At 65.7% G+C, this 16,834-nt stretch carries 20 protein-coding genes; 14 read left to right on the top strand and 6 right to left on the bottom strand.

Annotated features, from left to right (window positions below):
• The first annotated feature begins 4 nt into the window (after window positions 1-4).
• From gspL to DID99_RS21345, 3 genes are read left to right on the top strand one after another with little or no spacing between them, the layout of a single operon-like run.
• The gene (gspL, locus tag DID99_RS21355; protein ID WP_124486799.1) at window positions 5-1,378 is read left to right on the top strand and encodes a type II secretion system protein GspL; all 1,374 of its coding nucleotides are present in this window, start codon (window positions 5-7) and stop codon (window positions 1,376-1,378) included.
• Entirely contained in the window at window positions 1,375-1,881 is a 507-nt protein-coding gene (gene gspM / locus DID99_RS21350; RefSeq protein ID WP_124667519.1) for a type II secretion system protein GspM, read from the top strand. The genes gspL and gspM overlap by 4 nt, the downstream gene beginning before the upstream one ends.
• A 31-nt stretch (window positions 1,882-1,912) precedes the next feature.
• On the top strand, window positions 1,913-2,701 hold the full coding sequence (locus DID99_RS21345) for a type II secretion system protein N (protein ID WP_044845203.1): 789 nt from the start codon (window positions 1,913-1,915) through the stop codon (window positions 2,699-2,701).
• A 27-nt stretch (window positions 2,702-2,728) separates the two neighbouring features.
• On the opposite strand, the gene DID99_RS21340 is transcribed toward DID99_RS21345, so the two are convergent.
• Complete coding sequence (locus tag DID99_RS21340) at window positions 2,729-4,276, bottom strand: efflux transporter outer membrane subunit (protein ID WP_124667518.1); 1,548 nt, start codon at window positions 4,274-4,276, stop codon at window positions 2,729-2,731.
• A 273-nt stretch (window positions 4,277-4,549) separates the two neighbouring features.
• Window positions 4,550-4,834, bottom strand: coding sequence for a multidrug ABC transporter ATPase (locus DID99_RS21335; RefSeq protein WP_082088525.1), 285 nt, complete (start codon window positions 4,832-4,834; stop codon window positions 4,550-4,552).
• A 175-nt stretch (window positions 4,835-5,009) separates the two neighbouring features.
• Here DID99_RS21335 and DID99_RS21330 point away from each other — a divergent pair, with 175 nt between their 5' ends.
• Complete coding sequence (locus DID99_RS21330; RefSeq protein WP_124486795.1) at window positions 5,010-5,498, top strand: MarR family winged helix-turn-helix transcriptional regulator; 489 nt, start codon at window positions 5,010-5,012, stop codon at window positions 5,496-5,498.
• 175 nt (window positions 5,499-5,673) lie between these two features.
• Entirely contained in the window at window positions 5,674-7,236 is a 1,563-nt protein-coding gene (locus tag DID99_RS21325) for a DHA2 family efflux MFS transporter permease subunit (protein WP_124486794.1), read from the top strand.
• 66 nt (window positions 7,237-7,302) lie between these two features.
• On the opposite strand, the gene DID99_RS21320 is transcribed toward DID99_RS21325, so the two are convergent.
• Window positions 7,303-8,229 (bottom strand): LysR family transcriptional regulator, encoded by a 927-nt coding sequence (locus tag DID99_RS21320; protein ID WP_044845196.1) that lies wholly within the window; start codon window positions 8,227-8,229, stop codon window positions 7,303-7,305.
• 139 nt (window positions 8,230-8,368) lie between these two features.
• Here DID99_RS21320 and DID99_RS21315 point away from each other — a divergent pair, with 139 nt between their 5' ends.
• From DID99_RS21315 to fliR, 9 genes are all read left to right on the top strand, one after another.
• A complete protein-coding gene (locus DID99_RS21315; RefSeq protein WP_044845195.1) occupies window positions 8,369-8,845 on the top strand; it encodes a CidA/LrgA family protein in 477 nt (158 codons plus the stop codon).
• A gap of 13 nt (window positions 8,846-8,858) precedes the next feature.
• Entirely contained in the window at window positions 8,859-9,581 is a 723-nt protein-coding gene (locus DID99_RS21310; protein WP_044845194.1) for an LrgB family protein, read from the top strand.
• 199 nt (window positions 9,582-9,780) lie between these two features.
• A complete protein-coding gene (fliL, locus tag DID99_RS21305; protein WP_124486793.1) occupies window positions 9,781-10,317 on the top strand; it encodes a flagellar basal body-associated protein FliL in 537 nt (178 codons plus the stop codon).
• A 22-nt stretch (window positions 10,318-10,339) separates the two neighbouring features.
• Window positions 10,340-11,338, top strand: a complete 999-nt coding sequence (gene fliM, locus DID99_RS21300) for a flagellar motor switch protein FliM (protein ID WP_124486792.1) — start codon at window positions 10,340-10,342, stop codon at window positions 11,336-11,338.
• Entirely contained in the window at window positions 11,331-11,822 is a 492-nt protein-coding gene (fliN, locus tag DID99_RS21295; RefSeq protein WP_124486791.1) for a flagellar motor switch protein FliN, read from the top strand. Before fliM ends, fliN begins: the two co-directional genes overlap by 8 nt.
• Window positions 11,819-12,379 (top strand): flagellar biosynthetic protein FliO, encoded by a 561-nt coding sequence (fliO, locus tag DID99_RS21290; RefSeq protein ID WP_124486790.1) that lies wholly within the window; start codon window positions 11,819-11,821, stop codon window positions 12,377-12,379. The genes fliN and fliO overlap by 4 nt, the downstream gene beginning before the upstream one ends.
• 36 nt (window positions 12,380-12,415) lie before the next feature.
• Window positions 12,416-13,177, top strand: a complete 762-nt coding sequence (gene fliP / locus DID99_RS21285; protein ID WP_124520430.1) for a flagellar type III secretion system pore protein FliP — start codon at window positions 12,416-12,418, stop codon at window positions 13,175-13,177.
• A gap of 16 nt (window positions 13,178-13,193) precedes the next feature.
• A complete protein-coding gene (gene fliQ, locus DID99_RS21280) occupies window positions 13,194-13,466 on the top strand; it encodes a flagellar biosynthesis protein FliQ (RefSeq protein WP_006750427.1) in 273 nt (90 codons plus the stop codon).
• Between the two features lie 29 nt (window positions 13,467-13,495).
• Window positions 13,496-14,278: a flagellar biosynthetic protein FliR gene (gene fliR / locus DID99_RS21275; RefSeq protein ID WP_124667517.1), complete on the top strand. Its 783-nt coding sequence runs from the start codon at window positions 13,496-13,498 to the stop codon at window positions 14,276-14,278.
• A gap of 513 nt (window positions 14,279-14,791) precedes the next feature.
• Here the strand turns inward: fliR and DID99_RS21270 are convergent.
• The 3 genes from DID99_RS21270 to mchS3 form a co-directional block, all read right to left on the bottom strand.
• The gene (locus DID99_RS21270) at window positions 14,792-15,544 is read right to left on the bottom strand and encodes a JmjC domain-containing protein (RefSeq protein WP_124667516.1); all 753 of its coding nucleotides are present in this window, start codon (window positions 15,542-15,544) and stop codon (window positions 14,792-14,794) included.
• Between the two features lie 230 nt (window positions 15,545-15,774).
• Window positions 15,775-15,972 (bottom strand): hypothetical protein, encoded by a 198-nt coding sequence (locus DID99_RS21265; RefSeq protein WP_124571508.1) that lies wholly within the window; start codon window positions 15,970-15,972, stop codon window positions 15,775-15,777.
• Between the two features lie 12 nt (window positions 15,973-15,984).
• Complete coding sequence (mchS3, locus tag DID99_RS21260; protein WP_124667515.1) at window positions 15,985-16,452, bottom strand: MchS3 family protein; 468 nt, start codon at window positions 16,450-16,452, stop codon at window positions 15,985-15,987.
• Between the last annotated feature and the right edge of the window lie 382 nt (window positions 16,453-16,834).

The raw sequence follows: 16,834 nt of genomic DNA, 5'->3' as shown, positions 1-16,834 counted from the left end.
GCTCTTGAGCACGCTGATTGTTTCTTTGCCGCCGCGCGAGCCGGCCGTGCCGTTGCAGGAATGGCAGTGGCCCGAGCTGCCGTTCACGCTCGTGGACAAGGCCGGCCAGGTGCAGCGCGCGGGCCGCGCCGCGCTCGCGCTGCTGCCGCGCGCGAACGCGACGGTGCTGATCGTCGCCGCGCGCGACGTGCTGCTGCTGGCCGCGACCGTGCCGCCGCTCAAGGGGCCGAAGCTGCGCCAGGCGCTGCCGAACATCGTCGAGGATCAGCTGATCCAGGATCCGCTCGGCTGCCATGTCGCGCTCGATCCGGTCGCGCTGCCCGACGGCCGCCGCGTGCTGGCCGTCGTCGACCGCGCGTGGTTCCGCGCGATCTGTGATGCCTTCACCGCGGCCGGCCACCGGCACCTGAGCGCGGTGCCCGCGACGCGCTGCCTGCCCGCACCGCGCGCGCCGGCGGCGGAAGCTGCACCGGATGCGCATGCCGACGGTGAGGCCACCCAAGCCGACGCGCTCACGGATGCGGTCGAGCCGCCTGCGCGCCCGACCGCGGTCGCCGCGGTGCTCGGCCTCACGACGGCGATCGAGCCGGTGCTCGTGGAAGCCGGCGCGCAGCCGGCCGCGGCCGGTGCGCCGCGTCTCGAGTTCGCGGTCGCGCGCGGCGCGCTCGGCGAAGGGTTCGCGGCGCCTGCGTCGCGCGCGGCCGGCACGCTCGCCGCGCTCGCGGGCGGCGGCGACGTCGAACTGTACGAACTCGGCGAACCGGGCGCGGAGCCGCGCCTCGCGTCGGTCGGACGCGCCGACGGCCCGCTGCTGCCGGGCGCGCAACCGCTGCCGTTCGATGCGTTCGCGCGGCGTGCGCTGACCGAGCGCTTCGATCTGTGCCAGTTCGAATTCGAATCGCAGCCGTGGCGCTTCGACCGCGCGACGCTGAAGCGCCTGCGCGTGCCGATCGCACTCGCCGCGGCCACGCTCGGCGTCGCGGTGATCGGGATGAACCTGCACTGGTGGAAGCTGTCGCGCGAGCGCGACGCGCTGTCCGCGCAGATCACCGAGACGCTGCTGTCGGCCTTCCCCAAGACGACGACGGTGCTCGATCCGCCCGCGCAGATGCAGCGACAGCTCGACCAGCTGCGCCTCGCGGCGGGCGAGCTGTCGCCGAACGATTTCCTCGCGCTGTCGAGCGGGCTGTCGCGTTCGATGGGCGCGCTGCCGCTGAACGGTATCGCGTCGCTCGATTATCACGACCGGCGGCTCGACGTCGGCTTCAAGCCGGAGGTCAAGGTCGACCCCGATTTCCCGCAGCGTCTCGCGCGCAACGGGCTGGCCGGCGAAGTCGACAGCAGCACCGGCAAATGGACGATCCGGAGCCGCTCATGAAGACGGAACAACTGACCCAGACGCTGGCCCAGTTCTGGGGCGAGCGCACGCCGCGCGAGCGGACGCTGCTCGGCTGGGGCGGCGCCGTGCTGGCCGTCGCGATCGCGTATTCGGTGCTGTGGTCGCCCGCGGAGGAAGGCCGCGCGCGGATCCGGCGCGAGCTGCCGACGATGCGCCAGGAACTCGCGCAGATGACCGCGCAGGCCAACGAGGCGAAGTCGTTGACGGCCGCCGCGCAAGGCGTCGCGCCGACCGGTCTTGCGCTGAAGGACGCGCTCGCCGCGTCGCTGTCCGATCACGGGCTGCAGGGCGCGCAGGTGCAGGTCGTCGGCAACGGTGTGCAGATCCAGATGAAGAACGCCTCGTTTCCGGTGTGGACGCAGTGGCTCGACGACGCGCGCCGGCAGTTCAAGGTGCAGGTCGGCGAAGCGCACGTGACCGGACTGAAGGAAGACGGCCAGGTCGACCTGACGGCCGTGATGCAACCCTCGACGCAGAAATGACGCAGTGGATGAAACCAGCGACGGTCGGCCGATGAGGCCAGGGATCAGGCGGCTCGTCGCCGCATTGCCGTGGGTGGTGGCGGGCGGGTTCGCGACGGCGCTGACGCTCGTCGCGCTCGCGCCGGCCGCGTGGATCGCGCCGCAGTTCGCGCGCGCGAGCGGCGGCCACGTGAACCTCGTCGATCCGGACGGATCGCTGTGGCACGGGTCGGGCACGCTGATGCTCGCACCGGGCGCGGACCAGAGCGCGGCAACGCTGCTGCCGGGGCGGGTCGAATGGACCACGGGCTTCTGGCCGCTCCTGACCGGGCGCGTGCGGATGCGCATGCGGCAGACCGAGGCGATGCCCGACGCCGTCACGCTCGACGCGACGTGGCGCGGCGCCGTGCTGTCGGCGGGCACGATGGCCGTGCCCGCGTCGCTGCTTGCCGGGCTCGGCACGCCGTTCAACACGCTCGACCTGCAGGGCGACGTGCGGCTCGGCTGGACCGACTGGCGGATGATCGGCAACAGCGCGTTCGGCCAGCTGACGGTGACGATCGATTCGATGAGTTCGCGCGTGTCGCGCGTGAAGCCGCTCGGGTCGTATCGCGCAGTGCTGCAGGCGAAGGGCTCGGGCGCCGATCTCGACCTGTCGACGACGCAGGGCCCGCTGTTCCTCGACGGACACGGCAGCTTCGGCCCCGGCCAGGGTTCGTTTCGCGGCACCGCGCATGCGGCGCCCGAACAGCAGGCGAACCTCGCGGGGCTGCTGAACCTGCTCGGCCATCCGATCGGCAACAACGAAGTGTCGCTGATCTTCGGCGACGCGACGCGCTGACGCGCGCGCCACCCTCTCCTTTCCGTCTTACTTCTGCGCGAGCGGCACGGCGGCCGACGGCGCGGTCGCGGCCGGCGCCACCGCACCGGATGCCGGCGCCGGTGCCGCCATGTCACCCGTTTCGCGCGCGATGTCCGACGCATCCCAGCCGCCGCCGAGCGCCTTCACGAGCCCGACCGACGACACCATTCGCTGGCCGGCGATCGTCGCGAGCTTCTGCTGCGCGGTGAACGCGGTGGTCTGCGCGGTCAGCACGTTCAGGTAGGCGACCGTGCCGGCCTTGTACTGGTTCGTGACGATCGCGAGCGCGTGCTGGGCGCTGTCGACGGCCTGCCGCTGCACGTCGACTTCCTGAGCGAGGATGCGCTGCGACGCGAGGTTGTCCTCGACGTCCTGGAACGCGGTGAGCACCGCGAGGCGGTACGCGGCGACGTCCTGGTCGTAGGTCGCGCGCGCAGCATCCGTTTGCGCGGCGCGCAGGCCGGCGTCGAACAGCGTCGCCGCGAGCTGCGGGCCGACCGTCCAGAACCGCGCGGGCAGCGTGAACAGTTGCGACCACACCGAGCTCTGGAAGCCGCCGGTGGCCGACAGGGTGAGCGTCGGGAAGAACGCGGCGATCGCGACGCCGATCTGCTCGTTCGCGGCCGCCGCGCGGCGCTCGGCCGCCGCGATGTCGGGCCGGCGCTCGAGCAGCGCGGACGGCACGTCGACCGGCGTGATCGGCGGCTCCGCCGCGAGCGGGTTCGGCGCCAGCGAGAACGTCGATGCCGGTTCGCCGATCAGTGTCGCGATCGCATGCTCGTACTGCGCGCGCGCGACGCCGTTGTCGATCGACGCGGCCTGCGCGCTCTGCAACTGCGTCTGCGCCTGGATCACGTCCGCGCGCGCGGCGACGCCCTGCGCGTACTGGTTCTGCGTGAGCTTCAGCGATTCGCCGTACGACTTCACGGTGTCGTCGAGCAGCTTCTGCAGCGCGTCGGACGTGCGCAGCTGGAAGTAGGTCTGCGCGAGCAGCGCCTGCTGCGAGAGCCGCGCGTTCGCGAGATCGGCCGCGGCGGCCGCTTCGCCGGCGCGCTGCGCGCTGACGGTGCGACTCACCTTGCCCCACAGGTCGGGTTCCCAGCTCGCGTCGAGGCCGACGCTGTAGCTGTTGCTGATCGACGAACTGCTGCCGAAGCTCGACGAAGACGACGTACGCCCCGTCCGGGAGCGCGAGCCCGAGGCGGTCAGCCCGACGGTCGGGAAGTACGCGGCACGCGCTTCGGCGACGAGCGCGCGGGCCTGCCGGTACGCGGCGGCCGATTGCGCGATGGTCTGGTTCGATGCGTTGAGCTTGCCGACCAGCGCGTCGAGCTGCGGGTCGTTGTAGACGCTCCACCACGGACCGCGGTCGGCGCGGTCGGCGGGCTGCGCGACTTTCCAGCCGGCCGGCGCTTCCTTGAAGGCGGCGGGGATCGACGTGTCGGGCCGGTGATAGTCGGGCCCGACGGCGCAGCCGGCGAGCAGCACGGCCGTCGCGACGGCGACGGCGGCGCTCAGCGGGCGAAGGGCGCGCGGGAGGGGAGCGTACGGCATGGTGGTTTTCCTGTCGGGATGCTGCGGCCGGCGAGCGGCGTCGCGCGATGCGGTCGTCGTGCCGCTGGCGGACAAATGGTAACTGACGGCGGGAAAGCCGCGCAGCCCTAAGGGTACGGTGCGCGGCGGCACGAATGTGTTACCGGCGCGGCCGGCCGGTTTACCGGTCATTACGGATCGCTTGCGCTCGAGGCAGGCGACGAATGCGGCGCAGACGAAGCCGGGCCGCGGGGTGCGGCCGGCATTCGGTCGGGATGACGGGAGCCGGCGGTGTCAGTGACAGCGCGCGGGCACCGGGACGGGATCGGCGGCGGACCGCCATGTCGACGGCTCCGTGGCCGCCGGCCGGCTCGTGCGGCGGGCGGCGCCCTTCGCGTTGCGCTGCCGGCGGTGATCGAACCAGGCAAACCCGAGCGCCGCGAGCGACCCGCCCGGCACCACCAGCATCGTCACGTACAGCGCGATCTTCCAGCCGCGGTGCGGCCCGGAGAACACATGATGAGCGGTATCGGTCAGGTTGCGGCGCAGCGCGCCGGCGGCATTTTTCAGGAACAGCATTGCGAACATCCTCGGGTGCCCGGCAGCGCGGGCTGAGCGGTCAGAACATCGTCTCCGGCAGTGCGGCATGCACGTCGTAACTGGTTGCCTGAAATAATATTGACTAAGCAATCATTTTTCAAGATACTGGGCGCGTTTTGACCTGAAACGCACTGTTGCTGCGCGCGCAATTCGCATGAACGGCGGCCTCTACGATCCCGACACCATCGCACTGGAAACGAGCCTCGGTTATTACCTGACCAAGGCCCGGCAGGCGCTCGTCGAGCGAATGGACCGCGCACTCGAGCCGTACGACCTCACCGCGCAGCAGATCGGCGTGATCCTGCTGCTGTCGCGCGGTTATGCGCGCACGCCGTTCGAGCTGTCGCGCAAGATGTCGTACGACAGCGGTTCGATGACCCGGATGCTCGACCGCCTCGAGCGCAAGGGCCTGGTCGCGCGCTCGCGCAGCGAACAGGACCGCCGCGTGATCGAGCTGACGCTGACCGAGCGCGGCGCCGACGCGGCCCGCGCGCTGCCGTCGCTGATCGCGACCGCGTTGAACGCGCAGCTCGCCGGTTTCTCGGCCGACGAACTCGCGCTGCTCACCGGCCTGCTGCAGCGGTTCATCGCCAACGGGCCCGGCGACGCCGGCTGCCCGAAGCCCGACGAACCGGATTGCTGAGCGCGGGAGGCCCGATGTCTAGGTTAAGTATTCGCTTATTTCTCTGTCTGGGCAGAAGATGACGAGGCACGTGCTCCATCTCTCCCCTCACCCGTTCCACCCGTCCGGGCCGCGCGATAGGGTGCGCCCGTGTGTTGTGCCGGCGCGCTGCGCGCGTCGCGTCTAGGAGATTCCGATGTCCGCCACCACGGCATCCGCCGCGCCACCTGCCGCCCAGCCCGCGCCGCTCACCGGCGGCGCGCTCGCGCTCCTCACCGTCGGGCTCGCGCTCGGCACCTTCATGGAAGTGCTCGACACGTCGATCGCGAACGTCGCGGTGCCGACCATCTCGGGCAGCCTCGGCGTCGCGACGAGCGAAGGCACGTGGGTGATCTCGTCGTATTCGGTCGCGTCCGCGATCGCGGTGCCGCTGACCGGCTGGCTCGCACGGCGGGTCGGCGAGGTGCGCCTGTTCACGCTGTCGGTGCTCGCGTTCACGATCGCGTCGGCGCTGTGCGGCCTCGCGGAGAACTTCGAGACGCTGATCGCGTTCCGGCTGCTGCAGGGCCTCGTGTCCGGGCCGATGGTGCCGCTGTCGCAGACGATCCTGATGCGCAGCTATCCGCCCGCGAAGCGCGGGCTCGCGCTCGGGCTATGGGCGATGACGGTGATCGTCGCGCCGATCTTCGGCCCGTTGCTGGGCGGCTGGATCAGCGACAACTACACGTGGCCGTGGATCTTCTACATCAACCTGCCGATCGGCATCTTCTCGGCGGCCTGCGCATACTTCCTGCTGCGCGGCCGCGAGACGAAGACGACGAAGCAGCGGATCGACGCGATCGGCCTCGCGCTGCTCGTGATCGGCGTATCGTGCCTGCAGATGATGCTGGACCTCGGCAAGGACCGCGACTGGTTCAACTCGAGCTTCATCGTCGCGCTCGCGCTGATCGCGGTCGTGTCGCTCGCGTTCATGCTCGTGTGGGAGGCGACCGAGAAGGAACCGGTGGTCGACCTGTCGCTGTTCAAGGACCGCAACTTCGCGCTCGGCGCGCTGATCATCTCGTTCGGCTTCATGGCGTTCTTCGGCTCGGTCGTGATCTTCCCGCTGTGGCTGCAGACGGTGATGGGCTACACGGCCGGCAAGGCCGGCCTCGCGACCGCGCCGGTCGGGCTGCTCGCGCTGGTGCTGTCGCCGCTGATCGGGCGCAACATGCACCGGCTCGACCTGCGGATGGTCGCGAGCTTCGCGTTCATCGTGTTCGCGGGTGTATCGGTCTGGAATTCGACGTTCACGCTCGACGTGCCGTTCAACCACGTGATCCTGCCGCGGCTCGTGCAGGGGATCGGCGTCGCCTGCTTCTTCGTGCCGATGACGACGATCACGCTGTCGAGCATCTCCGACGAGCGGCTCGCGAGCGCGTCCGGGCTGTCGAACTTCCTGCGCACGCTGTCGGGCGCGATCGGCACCGCGGCCAGCTCGACGTTCTGGGAGAACGATGCGATCTATCACCACGCGCGGCTGTCGGAATCGGTGAGCATCTACGCGCAGAGCACGACCGACTACCAGGGCGCGCTCGCGCAGCTCGGGATCGTCGGGCAGACGGCCAACGCGCAGCTCAACCAGCTCGTCACGCAGCAGGGCTTCATGATGGCGACCAACGACTTCTTCCATCTGTCGGCGGGCGTGTTCATCGCGCTCGCGGCGCTCGTGTGGATCACGAAGCCGAGGAAAGGCGCGGGGCCGGCGATGGGGCATTGAACGCGCGGCGGGCCGCGCCGGCCTCCGCCCGTTCGTCGTATCGCTGCGCCGCCCGCGCCGCGCGCCTCACTCCCGCGCCCGCAACCCGCCGAAGGCCAGATCGTCGCCCGACGCGATCGGCAGCGTCGCCCGCGCGACGTCGAGCCACGCCCGCGCCGCGTGCGACAGGTAACCCTTCTTCAGCCAGCCGAGCGCGATCGCCCAGGTGATCTCCGGCTCGACGATCGGTCGGCACGTGAACTGCCGCGCATCGAGCCGCCGGCAGTACGGCTCCGGCAACAGCGCGATGCCGACCCCCGCGTGCACCAGCGCGGCCATGAAATCCCAATGACCGCTGCGGCTCACGATCGACGGCGTGAAGCCGGCCTGGCGGCACGCGTCGAGCACCGCGTCGTGCAGCGCGAGGCTTTCCGCGTAGAACACGAACGACTCGCGCGCCAGATCGGCGAGCGGCACGGCCGTGTGATCCTCCCAGCGCGACTCGCGCGGCGCGACCAGCCACAGCGGCGCGCGCACCATCGGCAGTCGCTCGAACGTGGCCGGATCGACCGGCTCCAGCAGCCCGCCGAGCTCGAGCTCGCCCGACATCAGCGCGGCCTCGATCATCCGCGCGCCCTGCTCGAACAGCTTCAGCTCGATGTTCGGATAACGCTGCTTGTACGCGGCGATGATCGGCGTGAACAGCGATCCGCCGAGCGGCGGAATGCCGATCGTCAGCTCGCCGCGCCCGAGCGTGCCCAGATCCTTCAGCTCCGACTGCAGCTGCGCCTGCGCGGCGAGCACGTCCTGGCCGCGCTGGAACACGATCCGCCCCGCGTCGGTCAGCACCATCTGCCGGCCGTCGCGCAGCAACAGCGGCGAGCCGATCTCGTCCTCGAGCGCCTTCACCATCTTGCTGATGGTCGGCTGCGTGACGAACAACCGGTCGGCGGCCGCCGTGAAGCTCTGCTGACGGACCACCTCGACGAAGTACCGCAGCGCGCGCAATTCCATCGATGACTCCCCAAGTTGGTGCAACGAACCAAGCTGAATTCCGAATTGGAATGACAAGGATAGAGACAAGTCATTTTATTTATGGTTAGGGGAAACCCTATACTCACACCATCAACGCAACATCTGTATGGAGCCCGCCATGACCAAGCCGACCGCCACTGCCGCCGCCCGCCCCGCCGCTGCGGGCAACGTTGCGCGTACGGGCCGGATCGTGCTGCAGGCCACCGCGCTCGGCGTGCTGTGGATGGCGGTCGACTGGGCCGTGCGCGCGGTCGGGCTGCCGGTGCCGTCCGGCGTCGTCGGCCTCGCGGTGCTGCTCGCGCTGCTGTTCTCGGGCCGGGTCGCGCCCGCGTGGGTGAAGGACGGCGCGAACTGGCTCCTGTCCGACATGCTGCTGTTCTTCGTGCCGGCCGCTGTCGCGGCCGTCCAGTATGGCGGGCTGTTCCGCGAGGACGGCTGGCGCATCGCGCTGGTCATGCTCGCCGGCACCGCGTTCGTGATGGTCGCGGTGGCGGTGGCGGTCGACCTCGCCGCGAAGCTCGAGCGCCGGCTCGCCGCGCAGCGCGTGTTCGCCGAGCGCCGCCGTGCGCGCCTCGCGACCGCGTCGGCCCACTGAGCCGGAGCCTGCGATGCTTGCGCTGCTGTCGAACCTGTCCGCCGACCGCGTGAATACCGCGATCTCCGTCGGCTGCTTCGTGCTGACGGTCGTCCTGTATTTCGTGTCGAAGCGGCTCTACGCATACAGGAAGACGCTGCTGTTCTCGCCGCTCGTGTTCGTGCCGGGCGTGCTGGCGCTGCTCGTCGTGCTGACCGGCATCCCGTATTCGGTCTACTTCCGCGACACGCGCTGGCTGATGTGGCTGCTCGGCCCGGCGACGATCGCGTTCGCGGTGCCGATCTACGAGTATCGCGACCTGATCCGCCGCCACTGGCTGTCGCTGTCGGTCGGCGTCGCGGTCGGGATCGGTGCCGGCGTGTGCGGATCGCTGCTGCTCGCGAAGCTGCTGCACCTGTCGCCCGAGCTGCAGCGCTCGCTGATGACGCGCTCGGTGTCGACCCCGTTCGCGCTCGCCGTTTCCGACAAGATCCATGCGCCGAAGGATCTCACCGCGCTGTTCGTGATCGCGACCGGCATCTGCGGGATGCTGCTCGGCGAGATCGTGCTCGCGCTGGTGCCGATGCGCACGCGGCTCGCGCGCGGCGCGCTGTTCGGCGCGGCCGCCCACGGCGTGGGCACGGCGAAGGCGCGCGAGATCGGCAGCGAGGAAGGCGTCGTGTCGAGCCTCACGATGATGATCGCGGGCGTGGCGATGGTGCTGATCGCGCCGCTGCTGTCGCTGCTGCCGATCTGACGATGCCGGGCGGGTGCCGCCGCCCGCCCTTCCCGCCTGAAGGCCCGGATGCCCGCCGGTCGCCTGCCTCACCGCTCGCAGACGCCGTTTTCCCGCCGCTCGTACCCTGCATCGAGCCGACACCCTGCCGACAATCGGCTGAGATAGCCGCAATTCCCCCCTCTTTTCCGCCCATCGGGCTCGGCCCGGATGCCGAACAATGCATGCTACGAGACATCACGCACGCATTCACATGGCCTCCACGACCGCAAACCCGACTGCCGACAAGCCGGCCTCGTCCGGCAAGTTCAAGCGCATCGCGCTCATCGCCGTCATCGCGCTGGGCGCAGCGGCCGCCGCCGCGGGCGGCATGTACGTGTTCCTGAGCAAGACCGGCGTCGGCCATGCGAGCGCGCCCGCCGAACCGGCGCCGCTGGCAGCCCCGGTGTTCTTCCCGCTCGACCCGCTGACCGTCAACCTGCAGTCGGACGACGGCGTGCAGCACTACCTGCGCGTCGGCCTGTCGCTGAAGCTCACCGACCCGAAGGCACAGGAGCAGCTGACCGCGCGCATGCCGGAGACCCGCAGCCGGATCCTGCTCGCGCTGTCGAACAAGCATCCCGAGGATCTCGCGACGCCGGACGGCAAGCGTTCGCTCGCGAAGGAGCTGCGCGAGCTGATCGAACAGCCGACGCAGCCGGGCAACCAGCGCGCGAAGGTCGACGACGTGCTGTTCACCGAATTCGTCGTCCAGTAACGCGGCCGGAAAAGGAGCGCGCATGGGCCACCAGGAGTTCATGTCCCAGGAGGAGGTCGATGCCCTCCTCAAGGGCGTCACGGGCGAAACCGACGCAATCGACGAGCAGCGCGATACGTCGGGCGTCCGCCCCTACAACATCGCGACGCAGGAGCGGATCGTCCGCGGCCGGATGCCCGGCCTCGAGATCATCAACGACCGCTTCGCGCGCCTCTTGCGGATCGGCATCTTCAACTTCATGCGGCGCACGGCGGAAATCTCCGTGAGCCAGGTGAAGGTGCAGAAGTACAGCGAGTTCACCCGCAACCTGCCGATCCCGACGAACCTGAACCTGGTGCACGTGAAGCCGCTGCGCGGCACGTCGCTGTTCGTGTTCGACCCGAACCTCGTGTTCTTCGTCGTCGACAACCTGTTCGGCGGCGACGGGCGTTTCCACACGCGCGTCGAGGGCCGCGACTTCACGGCCACCGAGCAGCGGATCATCGGCAAGCTGCTGAACCTCGTGTTCGAGCACTACACGACCGCGTGGAAGAGCGTGCGGCCGCTGCAGTTCGAATTCGTGCGCTCGGAGATGCACACGCAGTTCGCGAACGTCGCGACGCCGAACGAGATCGTGATCGTCACGCAGTTCTCGATCGAGTTCGGACCGACGGGCGGCACGCTGCATATCTGCATGCCGTACTCGATGGTCGAGCCGATCCGCGACGTGCTCGCGTCGCCGATCCAGGGCGAGGCGCTCGAAGTCGACCGCCGCTGGGTGCGCGTGCTGTCGCAGCAGGTGCAGTCGGCCGAGGTCGAGCTGAGCGCTGATCTCGCCGAGATCCCGTCGACGTTCGAGAAGATCCTGAACCTGCGCGCGGGCGACGTGCTGCCGCTGGAGATCGCGGACACGATCACCGCGAAGGTCGACGGCGTGCCGGTGATGGAGTGCGGCTACGGCATTTTCAATGGTCAATATGCGTTGCGCGTACAGAAGATGATCAGCGCGGGCGACACGATGAAGGAAGGTGGATATGAGTGAGCTGAACCCGACGACCGAACTCGACCCGCAGGCACTCGCCGACGCGGCCCTCGCGGAATCGGCCGCGGCCGTGCAGGCAGCACCCGCCGCCGCGGAAGAGGATTCGGGCATTGACGACTGGGCTGCCGCGCTCGCCGAGCAGAACCAGCAGCCGGTGCAGGCGGGCGCGACCGGCGCCGGCGTGTTCCAGCCGCTGTCGAAGGCCGCGGCCAGCTCGACGCACAACGACATCGAGATGATTCTCGACATCCCGGTCAAGATGACCGTGGAGCTCGGCCGCACCAAGATCGCGATCCGCAACCTGCTGCAGCTCGCGCAGGGGTCGGTCGTCGAGCTCGACGGCCTCGCCGGCGAGCCGATGGACGTGCTCGTGAACGGCTGCCTGATCGCGCAGGGCGAGGTCGTGGTGGTCAACGACAAGTTCGGCATCCGGCTGACCGACATCATCACGCCGGCCGAACGGATCCGGAAGCTGAATCGATGAAAGTCGTGACGTCCGGCCGCCGCGCGCGCCTGTTCGCGATCGCGGCGGCGGCTGCCGTTGCCGCGTCGCTTGCGTGCGCGCCGGCCGGCGCCGCCGACATGAACGCGGTGAACAACGCCGGCGCCATCGCATCGAGCGTGACGGTCGGCTCGGCCGTGCCGTCGCTCGGCGTCGGCGCGGTGCTGCAGACGCTCGTCGGGCTCGCGGTCGTGATCGGCCTCGTGTTCGGCTGCGCGTGGCTCGCGCGCCGCTTCGGGTTCCAGCCCGCGCGGCGCGGCGGCCCGCTGAAGGTCGTGTCGAGCGTCGCGCTCGGCGCGAAGGAAAGCGCGACGATCGTCGAGATCGGCGACACCTGGCTCGTGCTCGGCGTCGCGCCGGGCAACGTGCGGCTGCTGCATACGCTGCCGGCCGGCTCGGCGGCGGCCACCGCGACGGTCGAGGCACCTGCCGGCGGCACCGCATCCGGCGGCGGCCAGCCCGGCACGTTCGGCGCGCGGTTTCGCGACGCGCTCGCGGGCGAAGCCGCGAAGCGCTTCGGACGCGGCAAGGACCGCTGACATGGCGTCGCGCCCTCTTTCCGTACTCGCATTCCGATGAAACACGAATTCCTGCGTCGCGCGGCGCGCTTCGCGCCCGTGCTGATCCTCTGCGCCGCCCCGGCGCTCGCGTGCGCGCAGGCGGCCGGCCTGCCCGCGTTCAACACGAGCCCGGGCCCGAACGGCGGCACCACCTATTCGCTGAGCGTGCAGACGATGCTGCTGCTCACGATGCTGTCGTTCCTGCCGGCGATGCTGCTGATGATGACGAGCTTCACGCGCATCATCATCGTGCTGTCGCTGCTGCGCCAGGCGCTCGGCACCGCGACGACGCCGCCGAACCAGGTGCTGGTCGGCCTCGCGATGTTCCTCACCTTCTTCGTGATGTCGCCGGTGCTCGACCGCGCGTACGCCGACGGCTACAAGCCGTTTTCCGACGGCTCGATGCCGATGGAGCAGGCCGTGCAGCGCGGCGTCGCGCCGTTCAAGACCTTCATGCTGAAGCAGACCCGCGAGACCGATCTCGCGCTGTTCGCGAAGATCTCGAAGGCCGCGCCGATGCAGGGCCCGGAAGACGTGCCGCTGTCGCTGCTGGTGCCCGCGTTCGTCACGAGCGAGCTGAAGACCGGCTTCCAGATCGGCTTCACGATCTTCATCCCGTTCCTGATCATCGACATGGTCGTCGCGAGCGTGCTGATGTCGATGGGGATGATGATGGTGTCGCCGTCCACCGTGTCGCTGCCGTTCAAGCTGATGCTGTTCGTGCTGGTCGACGGCTGGCAGCTGCTGATCGGCTCGCTCGCGCAGAGCTTCACGTAAGCGGAGGACGCGCACGATGACACCCGAACAGGTGATGACGCTGGCGCACCAGGCGATGATGGTCGGCCTGCTGCTGGCCGCCCCGCTGCTGCTGGTCGCGCTCGCGGTCGGCCTCGTCGTGAGCCTGTTCCAGGCCGCGACGCAGATCAACGAATCGACGCTGTCGTTCATCCCGAAGCTGCTCGCGGTGGCCGCGACGCTCGTGATCGCCGGCCCGTGGATGCTGACGACGATGCTCGACTACCTGCGGCAGACGCTGCTGCACGTCGCGACGCTCGGCGCCGGCTGAGCGGCGCGTCCGGCTTTCGTTCCCCGCCGATGTTCTCGGTTACCTACGCGCAGCTCAACGGCTGGCTGACGGCCTTCCTGTGGCCGTTCGTGCGGATGCTCGCGCTCGTCGCGACGGCACCCGTGGTCGGCCATGCGGCCGTGCCGGTGCGCGTGAAGATCGGCATCGCCGCGTTCCTGGCGCTGGTCGTCGCGCCGACGCTCGGCGCGATGCCGGGCGTCACGGTGTTCTCCGCGCAGGGCATCTGGATCGTCGTCACGCAGTTCCTGATCGGCGTCGCGATGGGCTTCACGATGCAGATCGTGTTCGCGGCCGTCGAGGCGGCCGGCGACTTCATCGGCCTGTCGATGGGGCTCGGTTTCGCGACCTTCTTCGACCCGCATTCGAACGGCGCGACGCCGGCGATGGGCCGCTTCCTGAATGCGATCGCGATGCTCGCGTTTCTCGCGGTGGACGGCCACCTGCAGGTGTTCGCGGCGCTGGCAGCGTCGTTCCAGACGCTGCCGGTGTCGGCCGACCTGCTTCACGCGCCCGGCTGGCGCACGCTGGCCGCGTTCGGCGCGACCGTGTTCGAGATGGGGCTGCTGCTCGCGCTGCCGGTCGTCGCGGCGCTGCTGATCGCGAACCTCGCGCTCGGGATCCTGAACCGCGCGGCGCCGCAGATCGGCATCTTCCAGATCGGCTTTCCGGTCACGATGCTGGTCGGGCTGTTGCTCGTGCAACTGATGATCCCGAACCTCGTGCCGTTCGTGTCGCATCTGTTCGACATGGGGCTGGATGCGATGGGGCGGGTTTTGGGAGGATGGCGGTGATGTGCGGATCATTCATTCAGGTCGGGTCGCCGCCTTGGCCAATTCGTCAGGATTTAGGCTGGATTCAAGGTTTCTTCATCCATGTATGCGAAGACCCAAGTCAGAAACGCCGAAGCGAGTACAGAACTATGTGAATCATGCCGTTATCGGAACAATCTGTCATTGCAATTCGCCACCTCACATTTGACGCTTTCGCGATGCATCATGGCCACGGTTCGCGCGACCGACCGTCAGACAGTGGCGCTTACAGGCAGATGATCTCGGCGCGATTTTTCCGGCCAGTAATGCTTGTGGTGCGTCGACGGAATAGACGTCAGCTGCTTCCGCTGCCTGTCCTGAAGGTCATCTTGTGTTGAGAGGCCGGTAGACTAAGCAGCGTTGCGAGAATCGTGTCTGCAGCCTTTACTTGAGTGGCATCATCTACATCGATGGTTCCTTTCGCGGATAAAACACTGCAACCGTAGATCTTGCAGTTCAGGTTTTGATGATTTTCGGGTCGAAATCGACATTAGATTATTTTTTATTGGAGAATTTCTTTACATATTCTGTTATTCCTATGTCGCTTGCCGAGACAGTCTCCGAATTCACGTCTTCGATATATTCAAGGAAATTTTGGGGGCTCCTGATTTCCTGATTTATATCCTCAATCATCTGTTCAATGTTGAGATCTTTTATGTCATGGAAGGGTAGCGAGGTTCGCAAAAAATCCCTGTTCTTTAGTTTTCTTTTGGTTATCCAGTCGATGTAATCCAAGTATTTATTCGTATGGATGCCGGCAGCAATATGGAACGTTGGTTCATCAAGGGCGGTTGCTGAGTGCCACCATCCACGAGGAATGTATACGATATCCCCTTCTTCCAGGATGAAGTCCAGTTCTGGGCGAATCGGGCGAAGGTGTTTTTGATCCTTGCTCGTTTGTCCTTCAATTGGTAGCTTGAATGTCGGGTTGTAGATTTTCCATTTTTTTCTTCCTATTAATTGCACAGCAAAAACATCGTGAGTATCCCAATGGTCGCCAAAAGATCCCCTTCTCCCGAATGAGAGATAGCCATTTGCCACGACTGTCATCGCCAAAAAATCAGAAATATGTTGGCATAGTTTTCTGATTTTAAGCGATAGCGATTCAATTCTATTGAAAACCAGTGTGGATCCATTGTCTAGCTGGCGATGAATCTCGGTAGAGTTAAGCTGACTTTTTAGAACGCCAACTTCAAGGCACTTCCATTCGTAATTCTCGGGTTCGAGAAAACTGCTTCCGGAGTGCATCTTGATTTTTAGTGGGCTAGATTGACTAGCATATATTGACTCATCGACATCAAGCCAATCAAATTTTTTCCCTGAAGCTGCGCCTCGAAATAGTGCCGGCTTTTTTCAAAGAAATTCTGGAAAAACTCTTCTTTGCTGATAGGGAAATGGATCATGACGCAAGGAATTTTAGATTGATGAGACACCGGACCCGTTATCTTGATCCGGTGTATTGATGTGTTGGGGATTGATTAGCCGTCGCCATCTTCACCAAAATTGGGGTACATGGTTGACGATGAGGAGCCCGGGGCCCAGCAGGTTCCATTCGCGTCAACCCACCCGTTCTTCTGCGTGCCTCTCAAGTCAATCACGTTGCTCGACTCTTCTTCTCCGGACAAATCAAGTCCCCCAGAAATTTCTGCGGCCTCGGATTTGGAAATGATTTTCATAAGTCATATTCCTCAGTTGCATCCAAATTTATTAATTCGATAAAGAACGTCAGAAATACTTTCTCTCGATAAGATATCTCCTTTCATGATTGATACTTTGAGTGAGGATGAGAATGTATTTTTGTATTTTATAAATGATCGATGGTCGATTTCTCTCAAGCCGCACATGGCATACATTTTTGATTCAAGGGTTGCATCTTTGGACTCCAATATCTTGACGAAATATGATTTTGCCCCCGCGGTTTGTTTTATTTTTCTGTACATCTTTTCTTGCGGGCTGATGTGCCCGACAAACCCCACCAATCCCAGAGAAAAGACGTTAATATCTTTAAATTCCTCCTTTGGAATTTCCATTGAATTTACCGAAACTGGGATTGACATTTGGATGACCATCAAAATTCCGATGATTTTATTTTTTATCTTGCCCGTGAGGCGGAATTGCCAGCCGCTTCGATGCAAATTATTTGCAATAAATTTCACGAAATTCGGCGAGATAAAAATTATTTCAAATAATGATCCGAATAATATTGATGCGTAATCTTTGAATGGGAAAGATCGGAAAGTTGTGACCCTATGCACGGTTTTTCTCCCTTTTTTGATTGCACATGCAGGTGAATGTGCTGAGTTGCGACTGACATGTCAACTTCAAAATCCATCCGATTCCGGAATGTGTTGCATTGCTTGCCCGTTGTCAATCGATCTGAATTACTCAATGCGACGCAATATCAAAATGCTAGGTGATCTGCTGCGCGGGGAAAATCGCGAATTGTCTCGAGCACGCAGCATGATCATTGGCTGTGCCGGCTGCATGAATGGTGATGCGATTGTCGATATGGTGAATATGATGCGTCACTAATTAATA

This window comes from Burkholderia sp. Bp8986, from assembly GCF_003854225.1.
Classification (GTDB): domain Bacteria; phylum Pseudomonadota; class Gammaproteobacteria; order Burkholderiales; family Burkholderiaceae; genus Burkholderia.
The sequence above is the reverse complement of the archived record's forward strand: the minus strand, read 5'-3'. Positions and strand labels throughout refer to the sequence as shown.

Bases quoted from the DNA above. Each gene is read 5' to 3' on its own strand.
- gspM (WP_124667519.1), top strand. From the start codon at position 1,375: ATGAAGACGGAACAACTGACCCAGACGCTGGCCCAGTTCTGGGGCGAG.
- DID99_RS21345 (WP_044845203.1), top strand. From the start codon at position 1,913: ATGAGGCCAGGGATCAGGCGGCTCGTCGCCGCATTGCCGTGGGTGGTG.
- DID99_RS21340 (WP_124667518.1), bottom strand. From the start codon at position 4,276: ATGCCGTACGCTCCCCTCCCGCGCGCCCTTCGCCCGCTGAGCGCCGCC.
- DID99_RS21335 (WP_082088525.1), bottom strand. From the start codon at position 4,834: ATGCTGTTCCTGAAAAATGCCGCCGGCGCGCTGCGCCGCAACCTGACC.
- DID99_RS21330 (WP_124486795.1), top strand. From the start codon at position 5,010: ATGAACGGCGGCCTCTACGATCCCGACACCATCGCACTGGAAACGAGC.
- DID99_RS21325 (WP_124486794.1), top strand. From the start codon at position 5,674: ATGTCCGCCACCACGGCATCCGCCGCGCCACCTGCCGCCCAGCCCGCG.
- DID99_RS21320 (WP_044845196.1), bottom strand. From the start codon at position 8,229: ATGGAATTGCGCGCGCTGCGGTACTTCGTCGAGGTGGTCCGTCAGCAG.
- DID99_RS21315 (WP_044845195.1), top strand. From the start codon at position 8,369: ATGACCAAGCCGACCGCCACTGCCGCCGCCCGCCCCGCCGCTGCGGGC.
- DID99_RS21310 (WP_044845194.1), top strand. From the start codon at position 8,859: ATGCTTGCGCTGCTGTCGAACCTGTCCGCCGACCGCGTGAATACCGCG.
- fliL (WP_124486793.1), top strand. From the start codon at position 9,781: ATGCATGCTACGAGACATCACGCACGCATTCACATGGCCTCCACGACC.
- fliM (WP_124486792.1), top strand. From the start codon at position 10,340: ATGGGCCACCAGGAGTTCATGTCCCAGGAGGAGGTCGATGCCCTCCTC.
- fliN (WP_124486791.1), top strand. From the start codon at position 11,331: ATGAGTGAGCTGAACCCGACGACCGAACTCGACCCGCAGGCACTCGCC.
- fliO (WP_124486790.1), top strand. From the start codon at position 11,819: ATGAAAGTCGTGACGTCCGGCCGCCGCGCGCGCCTGTTCGCGATCGCG.
- fliP (WP_124520430.1), top strand. From the start codon at position 12,416: ATGAAACACGAATTCCTGCGTCGCGCGGCGCGCTTCGCGCCCGTGCTG.
- fliQ (WP_006750427.1), top strand. From the start codon at position 13,194: ATGACACCCGAACAGGTGATGACGCTGGCGCACCAGGCGATGATGGTC.
- fliR (WP_124667517.1), top strand. From the start codon at position 13,496: ATGTTCTCGGTTACCTACGCGCAGCTCAACGGCTGGCTGACGGCCTTC.
- DID99_RS21270 (WP_124667516.1), bottom strand. From the start codon at position 15,544: ATGCACTCCGGAAGCAGTTTTCTCGAACCCGAGAATTACGAATGGAAG.
- DID99_RS21265 (WP_124571508.1), bottom strand. From the start codon at position 15,972: ATGAAAATCATTTCCAAATCCGAGGCCGCAGAAATTTCTGGGGGACTT.